Source organism: Microbacterium phyllosphaerae (assembly GCF_050628115.1).
In the GTDB taxonomy this organism is placed as follows: Bacteria; Actinomycetota; Actinomycetes; order Actinomycetales; family Microbacteriaceae; genus Microbacterium; species Microbacterium phyllosphaerae_A.
On sequence record NZ_CP192502.1, the window covers coordinates 849,879 to 868,191 of the forward strand.

The following is an 18,313-nucleotide window of genomic DNA, read 5'->3' on the forward strand; positions in this document are numbered from 1 at the left end:
CAGTCATGGACGGTCGGTCCGTGGTCAGCCGGCGATCTTCTCGCCGGCGGCCTGCATCTGGGCGAGTCCTTCGTCGACCGACACCTGGCCGTTCAGGATCGAGACCAGGATCGGCCTGATCTCGTTCGTGATGTCGGCGATGACCGGCGACACGATCGGGGGCATGGCGCTCGCGATCGAGTCGTTGGCAGCGGCGCCGTAGGGAGAGTTCTTCTCCGTCACCATCCCCTCGCGGGCCGGGTAGGCGGCAGGAACGGATGCCGTGGAGGCGTCTTCGCTGACGGCCGAGGCCATCATCTGGAAGAGCATGTCGTGGTCGAGCTTGGTGTTGAAGGGGATCGACCAGCCGTCGATCGACAGACGGTTGTAGGAGTACTGGGCGTCGTCCGAGATCTTCGGTGCGCCGGCGAAGCCGAAGGAGTCGGACAGCTTGGAGTTGGCGGGCAGGGTCAGGTCGAACATGCGACCGGAGAACATGATCGACATGGCGGCCGTGCCGTTGAACATCTGCTGCTGCACCTTGGGCTGGTCGAACGTCGTGACCTGCGGGTCCATATAGGGCTTGAGGGCGAGCATCGCCTCGATGGCCTGCTTCGCCTCGGGGCCGTCGAGCGTGACCTCTCCGTCTGCGGTGACGAAGTCGGCGCCGACGGAGTTCATCGCTCCCTCGAAGCCTGTGGTCACGTCGGCCGTGGCGAGCCACGGCAGCGCGATCGGGTACTCCATGAGCCCGGCGGCCTTGATCTCGTCTGCGGCGGCGATCATCTCGTCGAAGGTGGTCGGGACCTCGAGGCCGAGGTCTTCGAAGATGTCGGTGCGGTAGGCCATCACGAACATCTGCGCCTGCATCGGGATCGCGTAGATGTCGCCGTCGTAGGACATGCCCTCGACCATCGACTCGCTGATCTCGCCGAGGCCGTAGTCGTCGGCATACTTGTCCCACAGGTCGTTCAACGGGACGAGCTTCTCTTCTTCGCCGAAGCCGGGGATGACGAAGCCGTAGGTCTCGATGATGTCGTAGGTGCCGGTGTCGCCGGCGAGGGTCGCCGTGGTCTTGGTCACCTGCCCACCGAAGTCGATCGGGTCGTGCTTCAGCGTCACGTCGTCGGTCGAACAGCTCTTGACCATGGTGTCGGTGAAGGGGTCGATGGCGGAGGAGTTGTAGGCGAGGACGTTGACCGTGGTCTTGCCCTCGGGAGCGGTGTAGTCGCACGACACCGTTGTCGCGTTCTCATTGTCTGTACGGCTCCCCGCGCCGCAGCTGGAGAGAGCGATCATGCCCACGGCTGCGAGGGCGAGTACCGGCAGTGCTCGATGCTTGATGTGTCCCATGACGCTGATGGTATACGTATGCAACGGACTTAGGGAAGCCTATATTCCCGGAAACTTTCAGTATTGAATACGTATACTGCGAAAACCCGCGGAACCGATGCGCAGTCGCCCCTCCGCACCACTCTAGAGGCCTTCCGCGATCTCCCTGATCGCCGCCAGACGGCGGTCCCATCCGCGGCCGATGGCATCGAGCTTCTTCGCCGTCGCCTCGAGTTCGGCGCCGATCGCGCGGAAGCGCACTTCGCGACCGACCCGCACGGGCTCGACGAGTCCGACCTCCTGCAACACGGCGAGATGCTTGGCGATCGCCTGACGCGAGACCGGCAGGCGCCCGGCGAGGGCGGATGCCGAAGCATCCTCCTCGCCGAGCGCGGTTAGGATGCCCCACCGCGTCTCGTCGGCGAGCGCCGCGAACATGGGCAGCAGCGTCGCGGCGGTCACGCCTCGGCCTCGACCAACGCCACGAGCTTGTCGAGCTCGAGGTCCCAGCCGGTGCGGTGCTCCTCCATGTTCACCGCGGCATCGGATGTGCGGTCGAACCCGGTCTCGACGACGGTCAGCAGCGTGCCGCCATCGACGGACTCGAGCGTGAAGGTGAAGACCGTGGAGGTCCCTTCGTCGAGTTCGGCGGGACGATGACCGAGGGCGTCGTCGTTGCTCCAGCGGTACGAGATCAGCCGCGGCTCGTCGACCTGCTCGACGCGCAGGGGGATGACGTCGTCCGGCCCGAAGGTCATCGTGCCGGTCGCGCCCACCCCGGTGCCGTCGAGCTCGGTGCGGCCGAACCACCGAGACACGTGCGCAGGCTCCGCGACGGCCCGCCAGACCTTCTCCGGTGGTGCGGCGATGCGGATCGACCGTCGGACGGTGAAACCCGCCGCGTCGATGACGGATGCCTCTTCTGTCCTGCTGGCCATGATGACTCCTTCGTCTCGGTGCGCGGTGTGGATCAGTGCAACTACAGGATTGCACTTAGCCACCACTAGCGCAACCCCTGGGTTGCAGATTCCTCGAGGCCTCCCGGTTCCCCGAACGTCTAGTCCCGAACCCTGCGCTTCTCGAGCACCCCGGCGAGCAGCACTGCGACGAGAGCCGCGGCCGGCGCCACGATCAGCCCAGCTCGCAGGCTCTCGGTGTCGGCGATGAATCCGACGAACGGCGGCGAGAGCAGGAAGCCGAGACGCAGCAGCCACGACACGATCGTGAGACCCACACCCGGCTTCAGACCCGGCAGCTCGTCGGCGGCGTGCATGGCGGCGGGGATGAGTGTCGCGATGCCGAAGCCGATGGCCGCAAAGCCCGCGATCATTCCGGGAACGCTCGGGAAGATGAGCGCGAGAGTCATGCCGCCGGCGGCGATCAGCCCGCCGACCCTGGCGACCGCGCGCTGGCCGAACCGGTCGGTCATGCCGTCGCCCAGCATCCGTCCGATGAACTGCGCGCCGACCAGGGCGATGAATCCGAGGGGTGCGATCGCGGCCGCGGCGCCGAGCGACTCGCTGAGATACAGCGTGGCCCAGGAGTTTCCGGCATCCTCCGCGATCGCACCCGCCATCGCGATGAGCGTGAGGGCGATGATCATCATCACGGTGCGCGGGCTCACGCCGCGGCGCGCCGCGGTCTGCAGTTCGACGGGTTCGGCAGTGGCCTCGGCATCCGCCTCTTCGTCTCGTCCGGGCAGGCAGAACCAGAGGGCGGTGAACGCCACGGCCGCGAACACCGCGGTCGAGATGCCGAGGTGCACGCCGAGCGGCAGCTGCAGCGCGATCGCGGCAGCGGCCATTCCGCCGCCGAGCACCGCGCCGATCGACCAGATGGCGTGGAAGGAGTTGATGATCGAGCGCCCGTAGCGGCGCTGCACACGAAGGCCGTGCGCGTTCTGAGCGACGTCGGTGATGGCATCGGAGGCACCACCGAGCAACAGGGCGACGGCGAAGAGGATGCCGGAGGGCGCGACAGCAGCGGCGAGCAGACCGAGCCCGGTGGCGATCGTGCCGAACACGGCTATGCGCGCGGAGCCGAACCGACGGATCAGCACCGCGGCGAGGAGTCCGGCGGCGATCGCGCCCGCGGGGAATGCCGCGATCGCGAGGCCGTATCCGACGTTGTCGAGACCGAGGGCGGCTTTGATCTCGGGGTAGCGCGGAAGGATGTTGGCGAACAGCGCGCCATTCGTCAGGAACAGCGCCGAGACGGCGATGCGCGCACGTCGGGAGGTCCGATCCGGCGCCGGTCGTCGAATCGATTCGATCGAAGTCATAGCAACGACCGTACACGCCGATCGGCGGCGTCGGGAAATCGCGACGAGCCTCGGCACGAGAGTCTCGCCTGCGCCGAATCTCGGCTGCGTCGAGACTCAGCTCAGCTGGCGCTCCGCCTCCGGAGCGGACACCGCGCTCGACGCGGCCGCGGCAACGGCCGCCTTCGCCACGTCGAGGTCGTCGAACAGCCCGACGAAGTCCGATTGCGGGCCGAACGCGCGGAAGCCTTCGAGGGGCGTTCCGGTGATCGAGCCGAGGAACTGGCGTCGATCATTGCCGACGTGGAACCCGGGGTCGACCTCGACCCAGAGGCCTCGAGGTCGGGACGCCGCACGCGCCCGAGCCGCCGTGATGGCCTTGGCCGTATTCCTGATCCGAGCCGACATGGGTCACGCACTCATCGCGTGGAGCCTGCGGGAACCGCCGACCGACCTGGCGAACTCCTCGCGTGTGATGTCGAGACCACCGGACGAGCTCGCGGCATTCATCATGGCGACCACCAGGGCGCGATCGATCGGCGCCTCGTCCTCGATCGCGAAACGCAGCGGGATGGATGCGTGCAGCCAGAGCGTCTCGGCCACTCCGTCCCTCAGGGGGAGCGTGAGCGGGAACGACTCGTTGCGCCGGAGCTTGGTCACGACGACGAGGCGCAGGTGTGTGAGCAGCTCGTCGTCGACCTCGATAGGTGCGGCGGTGTTTCCGTACGTCAGGTAACCCATGGTCTCTCCTCAAGCCAGATTCGCTTGAGAAATAGATTACTAGGTTACCTAGCTAAATCCCAGTCGGGCCTCAGGGAAGATCGCTGATCTCTTCGGTGAGCCGCCGCAAAAAGCGCGTCACAGCCCGGGTCTGCTCCGGCGTGAACTCGCTTGCGAGGGACTCGATGCGCTGCGTGAGCTCGTCGGCGGGCGAGTGCAGATCGCGCAGCGACGGGCGGAGGACCTTTGATCGGGCATCGGCCGGATGCGGTGCGATGACGATCTGCCCACGCTCCTGCAGTCGACGCAGCAGGCTCGTGATCGCGGCCGTGCTCACGTTCAGGTGGGCGGCCAGGCCGCCCGGGGTGGCCGGTGCGTCTGAGGGAGCATCGGTGATGAACCGCATGGCTTCGCGATCGGTGTCATTCGGCGCACGCATGGCGGCCAGTCGACGCCCCAGCTGCGCCTCGGCGCGGCGAAGCTCATCGACCCGCGCGACGAGCTCGGTAGCCGTGGTCTGCAGCTCGGTTCTGGTTGCCATGTGTCACCCCCTGACCCGTCCATGATACTCGATGGAAAGGTAACCAGGTTGGCTAGCGAAATCCAATGCGACCTGGGACTCTGTCCGGATGCGAAGATGGATACCTGCGGGAAGGGAAGACATGGTCGAGCGATTCACACTCGGGGATGCGGGGTACATCATGTACTCCGACATGCTCGATCGCCTGCGGGAACGCTTCCCGTCCGTTCCCGAGTGGCGACTCGACCAGATCGTCACCGCCGAGCACGACGCCATCACCGGCGGCATCCTGCAGATCGTCCCCGCCGAGGTCGAATCGGGCGCGATCGAGATGCTCTCGCGCGAGACCGCCGAGCGCGAGCAGCACGATGTTCTGAGCGACGATGGCGAGGTGGCGTGATGGAGCGCTCTGAGGACTTCGGCCGATCCGGCTACTGGTACCCCGAATCGAGCACCGCCAGCACGGTCGACGTGCTGAACATGCTGCGCCGCTACCGTGCGGCCGAGACCGCGATGCGCGCGCGCACCCGCGCGTCGATGGGTATGAACGAGACCGATCTGGTGGCCCTGCGCTTCCTGCTGCGCGAGCAGCGGGCCGGACGCATCGTGCGCCCGATCGACATCGCCCGCATGCTCGACATCTCGACCGCATCGACGACCACTCTGATCGACCGGCTCGAGAAGGGCGGTCACGCGAAGCGCGAGCCGCACCCCACCGACCGACGTGCCGGCGTCGTCGTGCCGACCGTCAGCAGCGACGACGAGGTGCGCGAGACCCTCGGGGCGATGCACCGACGGATGCTCACGCTCGTCGACGAGATGAGCGACAAGGAGCGCGGCATCGTCACGCACTTCCTCGCCGGCATGACCTCGGCGATCGAAGAGGCCTCCGATCTCGATCAGGAGCTGCGCGATGTCATCCGCTCGCACGAGGAGTCGGAGTCCTCCGGCGAGTGACCGCCGAGGGCCGGCCATGAATCGGCCGGCCACCCGACAGGTCGATCAGGCCTTCTCGACCTGACCCTCGGTCTGCTCCTCGGCCTGCGCGTCCTGCTCAGCGAGCTCGGCCTGCGCGGCCAGCTCGGCCACGTACTCCGCGTTCTCGAGGCGCTCGGGGAAGAGCTCGTCGAGATCGAGGTCGGGGTTCTCCTCCTGCGTCTCGACCAGCTCGACAGCCTCTTCGTGGGTCTGCACGCTCGGCATGGCGCCGGGCAGTGGACGGCGCGCCGACTCCTTGAGCACGACCACGGCGATGAAGCCGGCGATCGAGGTGCCGATCACGTAGAACGCCGGTGCGAGCGACGACCCGGTCATCTGCACGAGCGCCTCCATCACAACCGGAGCCGTACCCGCGAACAGCGCGACCGCGAGGTTGTACGAGATGCCCATGCCGCCGTAGCGCGACGACGTCGGGAAGAGCGCCGGCAGCGACGACGCGAGGTTCGCGACGTAGAACGTCACCGGGAACGCGAGCAGCACGAGGCCGAGCAGAGTCGACCAGATCTCGCCGTGCATCATGAACAGGAACGACGGCACGGCCAGCACGATCGCCGAGATCGAGCCGATGAACAGCACCTTCTTACGACCGATGCGGTCGGAGAGCTTGCCGGTGAGCGGAATGCTGAGCGCCATGGCCACGAGCACGGGGAGCGTGAGCAGTGTGCCGTGCACCTCGTCGTAGCCGAGGGTTCCGGTCAGATACGTCGGCATATAGGAGGTGAGGGCGTAGCCGACCGTGTTCGCGGCGGCCACGAGAACGAAGGCCGTGAGCAGCTCGCGCCAGTACGCGCGGATCAGCGCGATGACGCCCTTCGGAGCGTCGACGGCTTCCTTCGCGTCGTCGGCGGCGCGCTGGGCAGCATCCTGCGCCTCCTGGAAGGCCGGGGTGTCTTCGATCTTGAGCCGGAAGTAGATCGCGATCAGTCCGAGCGGCAGGGCGACGAGGAACGGGATGCGCCACGCGAAGCCCTGCATGACCTCGGCCGAGAGAGTGAGTTGCAGGATCGACACGAATGCGGCGCCGATCGCGAAGCCCATGTACGAGCCGAGGTCGAGCAGCGAGGCGTAGAAACCGCGGCGCTTGTCGGGTGCGTATTCGGTGATGAACGTCGTGGCACCGGCATACTCGCCACCGGTCGAGAAGCCCTGTGCGAGCTTGAGGACGATCAGCAGGATGGGCGCCCAGATGCCGATCACCGAGAAGTCGGGCAGCACGCCGATGAGGAACGTCGCCGCGGCCATCATGATGAGCGTGAATGCCAGCACGCGCTGGCGACCCATGCGGTCGCCGAGCTGGCCGAGGACGATGCCGCCGAGCGGGCGCGCGACGAAGGTCACGGCGAAGACGCCGAGAGAGAACAGCGACTGCGCGCCGGCCGATGCGTCGGGCAGGAATGCGCGCCCGATGATCACGGCGAGGTAGCCGTAGACGCCGATGTCGTACCACTCCATGAGGTTGCCGACCACGGTGCCCGCGACGGCTCGGCGGAGCATGGGACGGTCGACCACCGTGACGTCCTCGACGGTGAGGCGCCGCAGCTCCTCTGCCTTGACCGGTCGCAGGCGACGGATCAGCCGCTGCCACAGGGTCAGATTCTCGGTCTTCAATGGATCGGACATGCAGTCATCTTCTCTCTCGTGCCGGATCAGCCTCGTAGGCCGGGCCGGACAGACGACGGGGAGGCGGCTGTCGCCGCCTCCCCGCACTGTGTGGCTGGCCTCAGTTGTTGAAAGCGTCCTTGACGTTCTCGCCGGCCTTCTTGACGTTGGCCTTCGCCTGGTCGGCGCGGCCCTCCGCCTCGAGCTTCTCGTTGTCGGTCACCTTGCCGGCGGCCTCCTTCGCCTTGCCGGCGAGGTCCTGTGCGGCGTTCTTGATCTTGTCATCGAGTCCCATGGGGGATCCTTTCTCTCATCAGCGGTGGTCTTCAGTCGGTCTACGGGTGCGGCTTCGCCCTCACAGCGGGAGCGAGAGGATCTGGGCGATCAGCGGCAGGGTGGCGGCGGCGATCACGGCGATGAGTCCGACGATCCCCGCGGCCTGCCAGAACGGAGCACGCGACGCGGGAGGGGCGACGCGCTCGATGCCCGTTCGTCTGCCGACGGCCTCGCGGGCCGACAGCGGGGCGAGGGTGACGGGCGAGGCCTCAGGGCTCAGGCTCCGGCGCGACCGGAGATCCCGACGTGTGGGGGCTTCTGCTGCTGTCGTCATGGCGTCTCACCTTCCTCCGCACAAAGATTACTAGGTGAACTAGTGAATTGCCACCCTAGCGAAATATTCAGGCATTCCGCTTACGCTCGAGGCATGACCGAGCTCACCCAGCCCACCGGGCACGAAGAGGCCCTGCGCGCCCTCCCCCGCGAGGACGGATCGGCGCCCCGCGCGCTCGTCCTCGGAGCCACCGGATACATCGGCGGCCGCCTCACCCCGCGTCTGCTGAACGCGGGATACCGGGTACGCGCCCTCGCGCGAGACGCCGCGCGCGCGGCATCCTTTCCGTGGGGCTCGGAATGCGAGATCGTCGAGGGCTCGGCCGATGATGCCGATGCCGTGGCCGAAGCCATGAATGACGTCGATGTCGTCTACTACCTGATCCACTCGATGACCGCTGGCAAGGGCTTCGAAGAGAGCGACGAGCGCGCGGCGACGACGGTGGCGGATGCCGCGGCCGCAGCCGGCGTGCGTCGCATCGTCTACCTGGGCGGACTGCATCCCGAAGACGCGAAGCTCTCCCCTCACCTGCGCTCCCGCGTGCGCGTGGGCGAGATCTTCCTCGAGTCGGGCGTGCCGTCGCTGGTGCTGCAGGCCGGTGTCGTGATCGGCTCGGGATCGGCGTCGTTCGAGATGATCCGCCACCTCACCGACGTGCTGCCGTACATGCCCGCGCCGAAGTGGGTGCGCAACCGCATCCAGCCGATCGCCGTGCGCGACGTGCTGCACTACCTTCTCGGAGCCGCACGCGTCGATGCCGATGTGAACCGCGCGGTCGACATCGGCGGCCCCGACGTGCTGCGGTACGGGCAGATGATGAACGGGTATGCGCTCGAGGCGGGTCTGCGTCAGCGGGCCATCGCGGCCCTGCCCGTGCTGACCCCCGGCCTCGCGTCACACTGGGTGAACCTCGTGACGCCGGTTCCGCGGTCGATCGCTCGTCCGCTCGTCGCCTCGCTGCAGAACGAGTGCATCGTGAAGGACCATGCGATCGACGATCTGATCCCGAAGCCCGAGGGCGGACTGACGCCCTACCGGACGGCGGTGTCGATGGCACTGGGCCGGGTCGATGCCGACACGATCGAGACGAGCTGGCAGGATGCCGAGGTCTCGGGCGCCCCGAGCGATCCGCTGCCGAGCGACCCCGACTGGGCCGGGCGCACCGTCTTCACCGACACGCGCAAACTGAAGACGGCAGCACCGGTCGACGGGCTGTGGCGCGTGATCATCGGCATCGGCGGATCGAACGGCTGGTACTCGTCGAAGTTCCTGTGGGCGGTGCGCGGGTGGATGGACCGCATCGTCGGCGGTGTGGGCCTGCGCCGCGGACGACGCAGCAAGGTCGAGGCCCGGGTCGGCGACGCGATCGACTTCTGGCGCGTCGAGGCCGTCGAAGAGCCGGGGCGGGCGACCGAATCCTCCCCCGCGAGCGGCGGACTGCTGCGTCTGCGCGCCGAGATGAAGGTGCCGGGCGAGGCGTGGCTCGAGCTGCGGGCACTGCCCGATGGCGACGGATCACGCTACGAGCAGCGCGCCGTGTTCTTCCCGCGCGGACTCGCCGGCCGCCTGTACTGGCTCGGCGTGCTGCCCTTCCACGGGTTCATCTTCGCGGGCATGGCCGCCAGGATCACCGACGCGGCTGCGGTTCCGGTCGAGACGGTCGCGCCCGGAGCCGGTGCGGATGCCGCCGTTCCGGTCGAGACGGTCGCGCCCGGCGCCGGTGCGGATGCCGGTGAGGCGGCCCCGACCGAGACGGCGCCCGTCGCCTGAGCCTCGGCGTCTCGGCATCCGGGTTCGCGTGCGGGTCCGTGTCGGCTCGATTTCGCGCCGGAACGTGCGTGCGTGGTCAGTTTCGCACCCTAAACGGGCGCCACGGATGCCTTTTTGACCACGCACCGCGCCGAAGCAGCGTGCGGGGGGTCCGGCACCCGGTGCCCCGCGGCCGGCATCGGTGCGTCGCGGCCGGCATCCGATGCGTGGTCACTTTCGCACCCGAAGTCCAGGCGTGGTCACTTTCGCACCGGAAACGGGCGATTCGGATGCGTATTGACCCCGCACGGATCGAAGCCGCATGCGGGGTCACTTACGCACTCGGCCTCAGGAAGGTCACTCGGCCGGTCAGCATCCCAGCCGGGGTCAAACCAGCATCCGGATGCGCAGGCGGGGCCGCTTTCGCACCGGAAACGGGCGATTCGGATGCTCAACTGACCCCGCACCGGGCCGAAACCTCGTCCACGCCCCAGCACAGCCGGGCCACTTTCGCACCGCAGCCTCAGCCTCAGCCGGGGCCAGTTCCGCACCCCATCCAGCCGATTCGGATGCGTTATTGACCCCGCACCGGACCGAAACCCGTGCGGGGCCACTTACGCACCCGGCGTCAGGACGGACGCTCGGCGAGTCCCGCGGGGTCGGCGCCGGGATCCGTTCCGGCACCCGCATCGGCATCCGCACCCGCACCCGCATCCGCATCCGCATCCGAGCCCTCGATCGCACCGGCGTCCGGGATGATGTCGATCGCCTCGGTCGCCGTCGCGTAGACCTCGGCGAGGCTGTCATCGACGTCGGCCTCGTCGATCCAGGCGAGGTCGTCTTCGGAGTGGTCGTACTCGACGGGCACGAGGGCGAAGTCGTCGCCGTACTCCTCGAGGCCCGCCATGACGCTGTGACGCACGGCCATGCGGGCATACCGGTCGCGCAGGATCAGCGGATCTCGTCGCAGGTCCTTCATGAAGGCGACCATCATGAACGCCATGATCACCGCGAACGGCAGCGCCGCGATGATCGTGACGTTCTGCAGTGAGCGGAGTCCACTGCCCTCCTCGCCGGTGACGAGCAGCACGGCGGCGATGACTCCGACCAGCACACCCCAGACGACCGCGACCCAGCGCGACGGCTCTGGTCGGCCCTGCTGCGACAGCGTGCCCATCACGAGCGAGGCCGAGTCGGCTCCGGTGACGAAGAAGATCGCGATCAGCAGGATCAGCACGATGCTGGTGATCAGCGGGAACGGCAGGTTCTCGAGCACGCCGAAGAGCACCTCTTCAGGCGGATCGACCGTGAGGTTCGCGCCGTCCATCTGCTGCTGGATGGCCGTGGTCCCGAAGATCGCGAACCAGATGAGCGAGATGACGGCGGGCACGACGATGACGACCGACACGAACTGGCGGAGCGTGCGGCCGCGCGAGATCTTGGCGATGAACATTCCGACGAACGGCGACCACGAGATCCACCACGCCCAGTAGAAGATCGTCCAGCTCGACAGGAACATCTGCGCCTCGTCGCCCTGCGAAGCCGAGCGGGCGACCATCTCGGGCAGGTCACCGAGGAACTGCACGGCGACCGAGGGGATGACGTTGAGGATCAGCAGCGTCGGACCGACGAAGAACACGAAGAAGGCGAGCAGCAGCGCGACGACCGCGTTGATGTTCGACAGCGCGCGGATGCCCTTCGAGACGCCGGACACGGCGGATGCGATGAAGCACGCCGTGAGCACGGCGATCGCGGCGATGAGCACGCCGTTGCCGAGTTCGCCGATGCCGCTGACGATCTCGACGCCGTGGCCGATCTGCAGGGCGCCGAGGCCGAGCGAGGCCGCCGTGCCGAAGAGCGTGACGATGATCGAGAAGATGTCGATCGTGCGACCGAGGGGCCCGGTCGTGCGGCCCTCCCCGAGCAGCGGGGCGAAGATCGACGAGATCAGCGGCGTGCGGCCGCGGCGGAAGGCACCGTAGGCGATCGCGCCACCGACGAGCGCGTAGAACGCCCACGCCTGCGGACCCCAGTGGTAGAGCACCTGCGCCTGCGCGGTGTGCATGGCCTCGAGGGTGTTGGCCTCTACCGTTCCGGGGGGCGGGTTCTCGAAGAAGGTGAGCGGCTCGGCGGCGCCCCAGAAGACGAGGCCGATGCCCATGCCGGCGGCGAACAGCATCGAGATCCACGAGAACATCGAGAATTCGGGCTCTTCGTCGTCGCGGCCGAGCGGGATGCGCCCGTAGCGGCTGAAGCCGATGAACAGCATGAAGACGAGGATGACGGTGGCGATCGTCGTGAAGAAGAAGCCGAAGTACTCCACGACCCAGGCGAGCACGGTCGAGGTCGTGCCCGAGAGGTTGTCACCCGCGAACACGCCCCACGCGATGAACGCGACGGTCAGCGCGACGGCGATGCCGAACACGAGCGGATCCGTGCGGTAGGTGCGGCCGGTCTCTTCGACCGCCACGCCGGGGACGAGCGCCGGATGCACGCCGCGCGGCGGCACGGCGGAGATGTCACGGACGATCTTCTGGGCGGTCTCGGTGGCCTTCGCGGCCTGCCGAACTGCGGCTGTGGTGGTCTTCGGAGCGTCGTTCCTCGGGGGTGTCTTATCGTCCGGAGTGTCCATGAGAACCCATTCTCCCATGCCGGCCTGCTGCGGCTCGGACGGGAAAACCCAGATCACCTCACCGATCCGCGGCGCGTCGGGGCCGGGCTCGCCGAGGGGATGCCTGATGCTCTGGGTTTTCCGGGCGCGTCAACTCGTGCCAGCGCGCGTCAGCGCTGGCGACGCCCGCCGAAGACCGCGTGCAGCAGGGGAAGGGCCGACACGCAGAGGAGGGTGATGCCGAGCGGCGCGATCGACGGGACGAGCAGCGCTCCGCCGACGAGCATCGCGGCGAACAGCACGCCGGATCCGATGCGGCGGGCGATGCCTTCGAGCCGGTCGAGGCGCCGCTCGAGGCGCGAGGTGTCGAAAGTGACGTTGCCGTCATCGACGCGGCTGATGATCGCGTCGATCCGCTTGGGCAGACGGTAGGTGACGGCAGCGGTCTCCATGGCCTGCTGGGCCATCTCCTGCATGAGGCCCGCCGACTCGTCGCGCAGCAGTCGCCCGGCGTAGGGCTCGGCGGCATCCCACACATTGAAGGTGGGGTCCAGGCTCGAGCACATGCCCGAGGTCAGCGAGACCGCGCGGATCAGCAGCAGCATGTTCTCGGGCAGCTGCAACGGCAGCGAGCGCACCATGTCGCCGAACTCATCGGCGAAGTCCGCGAACTCCCGCGGGTCGACGGTGCTGAGCTCGGCGAAGCCCATGCCACCGAACCGGGCGAAGAGCGCCCGGAGTGCCCGCTCGAGCTCGGCGGTATCGGCCGACGGCAGCAGCACGCCGATCTCCTGCGCGGCGGCCACGAGCCCCTTGCTGTCTCGGCCGGCGACCGCGATGAGCAGCGTGCGCAGACCGTCGCGGAGGCTGGCCGGCACCTCGGCCATCATGCCGAAGTCGATGAAGGTGAGTCGGAAGTTCCGGCCGGTGGTGGATGCGGGTTCCGGCGTCACGAAGATGTTGCCGGGGTGCGGGTCGGCGTGCACGAAGCTGTGCGTGAACACCTGGTCGAACATGACCTCGGCGAACACGTCGGCGACCTCCGACGGATCGATGCCCGCTGCGCGCAGAGCATCCGTGTCGTTGATCTTGATGGCTGTGACGTCCGACAGCGTGAGCACGCGGCGGGTCGAGCGCTCCCAGACGATCTCGGGGGCGTCGACGCGGGCGTCTCCCGCGAAGTTCTCGCGGAACCGCTCGGCGCTGGCCGCCTCGTGCAGGTAGTCGATCTCCTCGAGGCTCGTCTGCGCGAACTCCTCGACGAGACCGGGGGCGTCGACGCGGTCGGCGACCAGGCGCACGCGCGTCAGCCAGCGGGCCACGCGGCGGAGCGCCGCGAGGTCGACCGCGACGATCTCGTCGATGCCGGGGCGCTGCACCTTGACGACCACGTTGCCGAGTCCGGTGTCGACGGCATCCTGGGCCGAGAGCCGGGCGCGATGCGCCTGACCCAGGGATGCCGCGGCCACCGGGCTCTCGTCGAACCAGGCGTAGGCCTGCTCGAGAGGCATGCCGAGCTCGGCTTCGGCGGCCGCGCGGATGCCGGCGAACGGCACGGCAGGAACCTCGTCCTGCAGTCCCTCGAGCTCCTTGGTGATCTCGGGTGGCAGCACGTCGAGGCGCGACGACATGAACTGGCCGACCTTGATCATGAGGCCGCCGAGCTCGACCGCGAGCACGTGGAAGCGCTTCGCGAAGCGCTGCATGCGCGGCGCTCGGGTGCGCTCCGAGACGGAGCGCAGACCGAACTTCGGCAGGACGAGCTCGAACCACCAGATCTTGAGGAACTCACGCGCCGCGAACGAGAGGATGCGGCGGTACCGGGCACGATGGGCGCCCTGCGCCGCAGCATCCGTCATGTGTCGTCCCTGGGTCGTGTGCGATCAGTCCTGAGCGAGGATCGAGTACAGCCTACGGCGGGCGTCGTCGAGGATCTCGACCGCCTGCTGCACCTGCTCGGTGCTGCCGCTGCGACCGACGGCCGCGGCTGCAGCCGCGAGGTCGACGCCGGCCTTGGGCAGCGCGCTGTAGCGGGGGTTGTCGTGCGAGCCCTCGCCCTTCGGCTGCGACTCCCACGGGGCAGGGGTCTCGGTGTGCTCGGAGGCGACCGCGCGTCCGGCCTCGGTGAGCGAGTAGGTCTTGCGACCGTTCTGCTCTTCGGCCTCGATGAGTCCTTCGTCGGCGAGCAGCTGCAGGGTGGGGTAGACGGAGCCTGCGCTCGGCTTCCACGAGCCGCCGCTACGATCGGCGATCTCGTTGATGATCTGGTAGCCGTGCATCGGCTTCTCGGTGAGGAGCGAGAGCACAGCGGTGCGGACGTCGCCCTTGGCCATGCGAGAGCCGCCGCTGGGGCGCTGCTCGAAGGTCTTGCGGAGCTGGTCCATGGCATCGAAGATCGCGGATGCGGGTCCGCCGGGGCCCGAGCCGAAGCCGGATCCGCCGAACGGGTTCGAGGGGAATGCGTTGTTCATGATGACCTCCCGGAAGTGGTGAGCGATAGTCAACGATATATCGTTAAGGCTGAGTGGCGGGTGGGAGTTTTCGTTCGAATCGCTCACTTGGTGAGATATCACCGGTTTTATCGGCCAAGTGCGCGATTCGAAAACCGGGTGGGAGATTTCCTCGGCGGATGTGTCGATCGACCTGATGCTCGATCGTCATCCCTCTGTACGCTGACCGACGAACAGTGAGGAAGAGACCATGCGCTACACACTGCTGTTGCACTACGAAGAGCTCGACGCAGAGACTCTGGGCACCGAGGCGCTCGCAGAAGGACAGGCCGCATTCGCGAGCTACGCCGCCACCCTGCAGTCGGCGGGGGTGCTGATCTCCGCCGAGGTCCTGCAGCCGTCAGCCGTGAGCACCACGGTGCGGGTGCGCGAGGGAGAGCTGCAGGTGCAGGACGGCCCGTTCGCCGACACCAAGGAGCAGCTCGGCGGGACGGTCGTGATCGACGTCGCCGATCTCGACGCGGCCATCGGGTTCGCCCGACAGGCGCCTCCCGCATTCTGGGGCACGGTCGAGGTCCGGCCCGGCGCCGTCTTCACCGTCGACGGCGTCTGGATGCCGAACCGATGATCCCCGAGGACGTCCGGGCCGCCGCCGAGAGCGCGGCGCGGACCTCCTATGGCCGGCTCGTCGCGCTGCTCGCTGCCCGCTCGGGTGACCTCGCGCTCGCCGAGGACTCCCTGTCGGGCGCGTTCGAAGAGGCGCTGCGGCGCTGGCCGGATGCCGGTGTGCCCGACAACCCGGAAGGGTGGCTGTTGACCGTGGCCAGGAACAGACTGCGCGACGTGTGGAAGTCGGCTGCGGCGAGAACATCCGCTCCTCTCTACGAGGAGAGTGCCCGCGATGATCCGTTCGCCGAGCACGATCCGCTCGCCATCGGCGACAAGCGGCTCGAGCTGCTCTTCGTGTGCGCGCATCCGGCCATCGACCCCTCCGTGCGCGCCCCGCTGATGCTGCAGGCCGTGCTCGGCTTCGACTCGGCCGACATCGCCCGCGCTTTCGCCGTGCCGCCCGCCGCCATGGCGCAGCGCCTGGTGCGAGCGAAGAGGCGCATCAAAGACGCCCGCATCCCGTTCGACGTTCCCGATCGGCGAGCGATGCCCGAGCGGCTGCCCGCTGTGCTCGAAGCCGTCTACGGGTGCGCAGCGCTGGCGTGGAGAGGAGACGGCGATTCGCTCGCGGGCGAGGCGCAGTATCTCGCCGCGACGCTCGCCGGGCTGCTCGAGGACGAGCCCGAGGCGTGGGGCCTCGCGGCGCTCACGACGCTGACGCTGGCGCGGCGATCGCGGGAGTTCGTGCCGCTGGAGGAGCAAGACCCTTCGTCGTGGGATGCCGCACTGATCGCCGAGGGCGAGGCGTATCTGCGCCGAGCGCAGCCTGCGGTCGTGCCAGGCAGGTTCCAGCTGGAGGCGGCGATCCAGGCGGTGCACTGCGACCGTCGTCGCACGGGCCGCACCGACTGGGAGGCGCTGCGGATGCTGTACTCCGCGCTGCTCGCGGTCGCGCCGACTCTCGGAGCCCGGGTGGCGGCCGCCGTGGTGACGGCGCGCATCGAGGGGCCCGAGTCGGGACTCGACGCGCTTCCGCCGGATGCCGAGGGGTTCCAGCCCTACTGGGCGGCGAGAGCGGAGCTGCTTGCGGAGGCAGGGCGGGATGCGAGGGATGCGTACGCGAGGGCGATCTCGCTCGCCGACGATGACGATGTCGCGGCGTTCCTGCGTTCTCGCGCGGAGGCGCACGAACGGAGCCGCTGACTCTCCTGCATGCATTCGCGCCTGAGCGCAAGCCCCGTGCGCCGCATAGCTCTCGGTGTTTGACTGCCGTCGATGTCGAATTCGTCTGCCGTTCCGCCCGCGTCCACCTCGATCCGAGTGAGCGTGGTCGTCCCCGTGTTCAAGCCGGGCGCGGCATTCGACGAACTCATCGCCTCGTTCGACGCCCAGACGCTCGATCACTCGCGGTTCGAGGTGCTGCTGTGCGACGACGGATCGGGCAAGGAGACCGCGGCGCGACTGGTCGAGGTCGCCCGTGATCGGGACTACCTGCACGTGACGTTCCTGCCGCATTCCGGATGGCCGGGCACGCCCCGCAACCACGGCATCGACGAGGCGCGAGGGACGTACATCCAGTTCGTCGACCAGGATGACTGGCTGTACCCCGGTGCGCTCGAGGCGCTGTGCGACTATGCCGACCAGCATGCATCCGATGTCATCGTGGGCAAGGAGGTCGGGATCGGGCGCCCGCTGCCGAGCCGGATCTTCCGTCGCGATGTGCCCAGGGCGAAGCTCGGCGAGGATCCGCTGCTCGAGATGCTCACACCGCACAAGATGTTCCGCACGTCGTTCCTGCGTGAGAACCGCATCCGGTTCCCCGAGGGCAAGGTGCGTCTCGAGGATCACCTGTTCGTGATGCGCGCCTACTTCGAGGCGTCGACCATCTCGATCTTGGCGAGTCAGCCCTGCTATGCGTGGGTGAAGCACGCGGGCAGTGCGAGCTCGTCGCGGATCGACCCGGAGTCGTACTTCCCGCATCTCGAGGCCGTGCTCGACCTGGTCGAGCGGTACACGGAACCGGGGCGCCTGCGCGACCGGCTGCTGCGGCACTGGTTCCGCGGCAAGATCCTGAAGAGGCTGACGGGCAAGAAGTTCCTCGCGTACCCCGACGAGTACCGCGAGCGTCTGCTCGATGTGGTCGGCCCGCTCGCGCAGCGTCGCTTCGGACCGGGAGTCGACGGAGGCCTGTCGTTCCCGAATCGGATCAGGGCCGCGTTGCTGCGGGCCGACCGCCGTGCCGACCTCGTGACGTTCGCGCGGTTCGAGGTCGAGACGACCTGCCGTGCTGTCGTGACGTCGGCGCGGTGGTCACGAGGTGGCGGGCTGTATCTGACGGTCTCCGTGTCGATCACCCGCGATGGACAGGATGCTCTCGTCGTCGAGCCCGGCACCGGTCTGCTGACGTCGCTGCCCGTGGCGATGGACGGCCTGCCGACCGGCCTGCTCGAAGCCGGCCGCGAACTGCAGAACGACCGGGTCGAACTGGTGCTGCGCGACAAGGCCGCGGGAGTGGAGCGTCGGGTCGCCCGAGTGCGGCCTCGGGATCTCGGCGCGGTCCCTCTCGCGATCGATCCGCTGAAGGTGTTCGGTCCAGGTGACGAATCGCGCGGCGCGAGGCTGTTCGTGACTGTTCGCCGGGCCGGGTGGACGTTCGACGTTCCCCTGACGGCGGATGCGGCGACGCTCGCTGCCGCCGGACGCTCCCCGCTGCTCGCCGGTCGCACCTGCACTCCGGTCGCAGGGCGCGGCGGCGCGGTCGAGCTGCGGCGGCAGTGGCCCGGCGGGCGGTTGAAGGACCTGGCTGGGCGCGCGGTGCGTCGGGTGCGGGGTGGTTCGCGGAGCGCTTCGCGCACGAAGTGAGCCTGCGGTTCTC

19 protein-coding genes are annotated in these 18,313 nt (G+C 68.2%); 6 read left to right on the forward strand and 13 right to left on the reverse strand.

Annotated elements, in window-relative coordinates; translation table 11 throughout:
- Positions 1-24: 24 nt before the first annotated feature.
- The 7 genes from ACQ4LY_RS03805 to ACQ4LY_RS03835 form a co-directional block, all read right to left on the reverse strand.
- Positions 25-1,332 carry an ABC transporter substrate-binding protein gene (locus tag ACQ4LY_RS03805; RefSeq protein ID WP_431074649.1) on the reverse strand — a complete coding sequence of 436 codons (1,308 nt, stop codon included), beginning with the start codon at positions 1,330-1,332 and terminating at the stop codon, positions 25-27.
- 123 nt (positions 1,333-1,455) lie between these two features.
- Positions 1,456-1,773: an ArsR/SmtB family transcription factor gene (locus ACQ4LY_RS03810; protein ID WP_431074650.1), complete on the reverse strand. Its 318-nt coding sequence runs from the start codon at positions 1,771-1,773 to the stop codon at positions 1,456-1,458.
- Positions 1,770-2,249 carry an SRPBCC domain-containing protein gene (locus tag ACQ4LY_RS03815; protein ID WP_431074651.1) on the reverse strand — a complete coding sequence of 160 codons (480 nt, stop codon included), beginning with the start codon at positions 2,247-2,249 and terminating at the stop codon, positions 1,770-1,772. Before ACQ4LY_RS03815 ends, ACQ4LY_RS03810 begins: the two co-directional genes overlap by 4 nt.
- Before the next feature lie 119 nt (positions 2,250-2,368).
- Positions 2,369-3,592: an MFS transporter gene (locus ACQ4LY_RS03820; protein WP_431074652.1), complete on the reverse strand. Its 1,224-nt coding sequence runs from the start codon at positions 3,590-3,592 to the stop codon at positions 2,369-2,371.
- Positions 3,593-3,688: 96 nt separating this feature from the next.
- Positions 3,689-3,979 (reverse strand): hypothetical protein, encoded by a 291-nt coding sequence (locus ACQ4LY_RS03825; protein ID WP_431074653.1) that lies wholly within the window; start codon positions 3,977-3,979, stop codon positions 3,689-3,691.
- 3 nt (positions 3,980-3,982) lie between these two features.
- On the reverse strand, positions 3,983-4,312 hold the full coding sequence (locus ACQ4LY_RS03830) for a hypothetical protein (protein ID WP_431074654.1): 330 nt from the start codon (positions 4,310-4,312) through the stop codon (positions 3,983-3,985).
- A gap of 70 nt (positions 4,313-4,382) precedes the next feature.
- Entirely contained in the window at positions 4,383-4,832 is a 450-nt protein-coding gene (locus ACQ4LY_RS03835) for a MarR family winged helix-turn-helix transcriptional regulator (RefSeq protein ID WP_431074655.1), read from the reverse strand.
- 121 nt (positions 4,833-4,953) lie between these two features.
- Between ACQ4LY_RS03835 and ACQ4LY_RS03840 the strand changes: the two genes are divergently transcribed.
- Positions 4,954-5,211 carry a hypothetical protein gene (locus ACQ4LY_RS03840; RefSeq protein WP_056310443.1) on the forward strand — a complete coding sequence of 86 codons (258 nt, stop codon included), beginning with the start codon at positions 4,954-4,956 and terminating at the stop codon, positions 5,209-5,211.
- Complete coding sequence (locus ACQ4LY_RS03845; RefSeq protein WP_056310445.1) at positions 5,211-5,768, forward strand: MarR family winged helix-turn-helix transcriptional regulator; 558 nt, start codon at positions 5,211-5,213, stop codon at positions 5,766-5,768. The genes ACQ4LY_RS03840 and ACQ4LY_RS03845 overlap by 1 nt, the downstream gene beginning before the upstream one ends.
- 45 nt (positions 5,769-5,813) lie before the next feature.
- Here the strand turns inward: ACQ4LY_RS03845 and ACQ4LY_RS03850 are convergent, their stop codons facing one another.
- From ACQ4LY_RS03850 to ACQ4LY_RS03860, 3 genes are all read right to left on the reverse strand, one after another.
- Positions 5,814-7,430 (reverse strand): MFS transporter, encoded by a 1,617-nt coding sequence (locus ACQ4LY_RS03850; protein WP_431074656.1) that lies wholly within the window; start codon positions 7,428-7,430, stop codon positions 5,814-5,816.
- Between the two features lie 100 nt (positions 7,431-7,530).
- Entirely contained in the window at positions 7,531-7,704 is a 174-nt protein-coding gene (locus ACQ4LY_RS03855) for a CsbD family protein (protein WP_431074657.1), read from the reverse strand.
- Between the two features lie 60 nt (positions 7,705-7,764).
- Entirely contained in the window at positions 7,765-8,019 is a 255-nt protein-coding gene (locus ACQ4LY_RS03860) for a hypothetical protein (RefSeq protein WP_431074658.1), read from the reverse strand.
- 93 nt (positions 8,020-8,112) lie between these two features.
- Between ACQ4LY_RS03860 and ACQ4LY_RS03865 the strand changes: the two genes are divergently transcribed.
- Positions 8,113-9,789, forward strand: coding sequence for an SDR family oxidoreductase (locus ACQ4LY_RS03865; protein WP_431074659.1), 1,677 nt, complete (start codon positions 8,113-8,115; stop codon positions 9,787-9,789).
- A 607-nt stretch (positions 9,790-10,396) separates the two neighbouring features.
- On the opposite strand, the gene ACQ4LY_RS03870 is transcribed toward ACQ4LY_RS03865, so the two are convergent.
- From ACQ4LY_RS03870 to ACQ4LY_RS03880, 3 genes are all read right to left on the reverse strand, one after another.
- On the reverse strand, positions 10,397-12,400 hold the full coding sequence (locus ACQ4LY_RS03870; protein ID WP_431074660.1) for a BCCT family transporter: 2,004 nt from the start codon (positions 12,398-12,400) through the stop codon (positions 10,397-10,399).
- A gap of 149 nt (positions 12,401-12,549) precedes the next feature.
- Positions 12,550-14,238: an ABC1 kinase family protein gene (locus tag ACQ4LY_RS03875; protein ID WP_431074661.1), complete on the reverse strand. Its 1,689-nt coding sequence runs from the start codon at positions 14,236-14,238 to the stop codon at positions 12,550-12,552.
- 24 nt (positions 14,239-14,262) lie between these two features.
- A complete protein-coding gene (locus ACQ4LY_RS03880) occupies positions 14,263-14,850 on the reverse strand; it encodes a PadR family transcriptional regulator (RefSeq protein WP_431074662.1) in 588 nt (195 codons plus the stop codon).
- A gap of 229 nt (positions 14,851-15,079) precedes the next feature.
- On the opposite strand from ACQ4LY_RS03880, the gene ACQ4LY_RS03885 reads away from it, so the two are divergent.
- From ACQ4LY_RS03885 to ACQ4LY_RS03895, 3 genes are all read left to right on the forward strand, one after another.
- Positions 15,080-15,457, forward strand: a complete 378-nt coding sequence (locus tag ACQ4LY_RS03885) for a YciI family protein (RefSeq protein WP_431074664.1) — start codon at positions 15,080-15,082, stop codon at positions 15,455-15,457.
- Positions 15,454-16,641 carry an RNA polymerase sigma factor gene (locus tag ACQ4LY_RS03890; protein ID WP_431074665.1) on the forward strand — a complete coding sequence of 396 codons (1,188 nt, stop codon included), beginning with the start codon at positions 15,454-15,456 and terminating at the stop codon, positions 16,639-16,641. Before ACQ4LY_RS03885 ends, ACQ4LY_RS03890 begins: the two co-directional genes overlap by 4 nt.
- A gap of 72 nt (positions 16,642-16,713) precedes the next feature.
- Entirely contained in the window at positions 16,714-18,300 is a 1,587-nt protein-coding gene (locus tag ACQ4LY_RS03895; protein ID WP_431074666.1) for a glycosyltransferase family 2 protein, read from the forward strand.
- Positions 18,301-18,313: the final 13 nt, after the last annotated feature.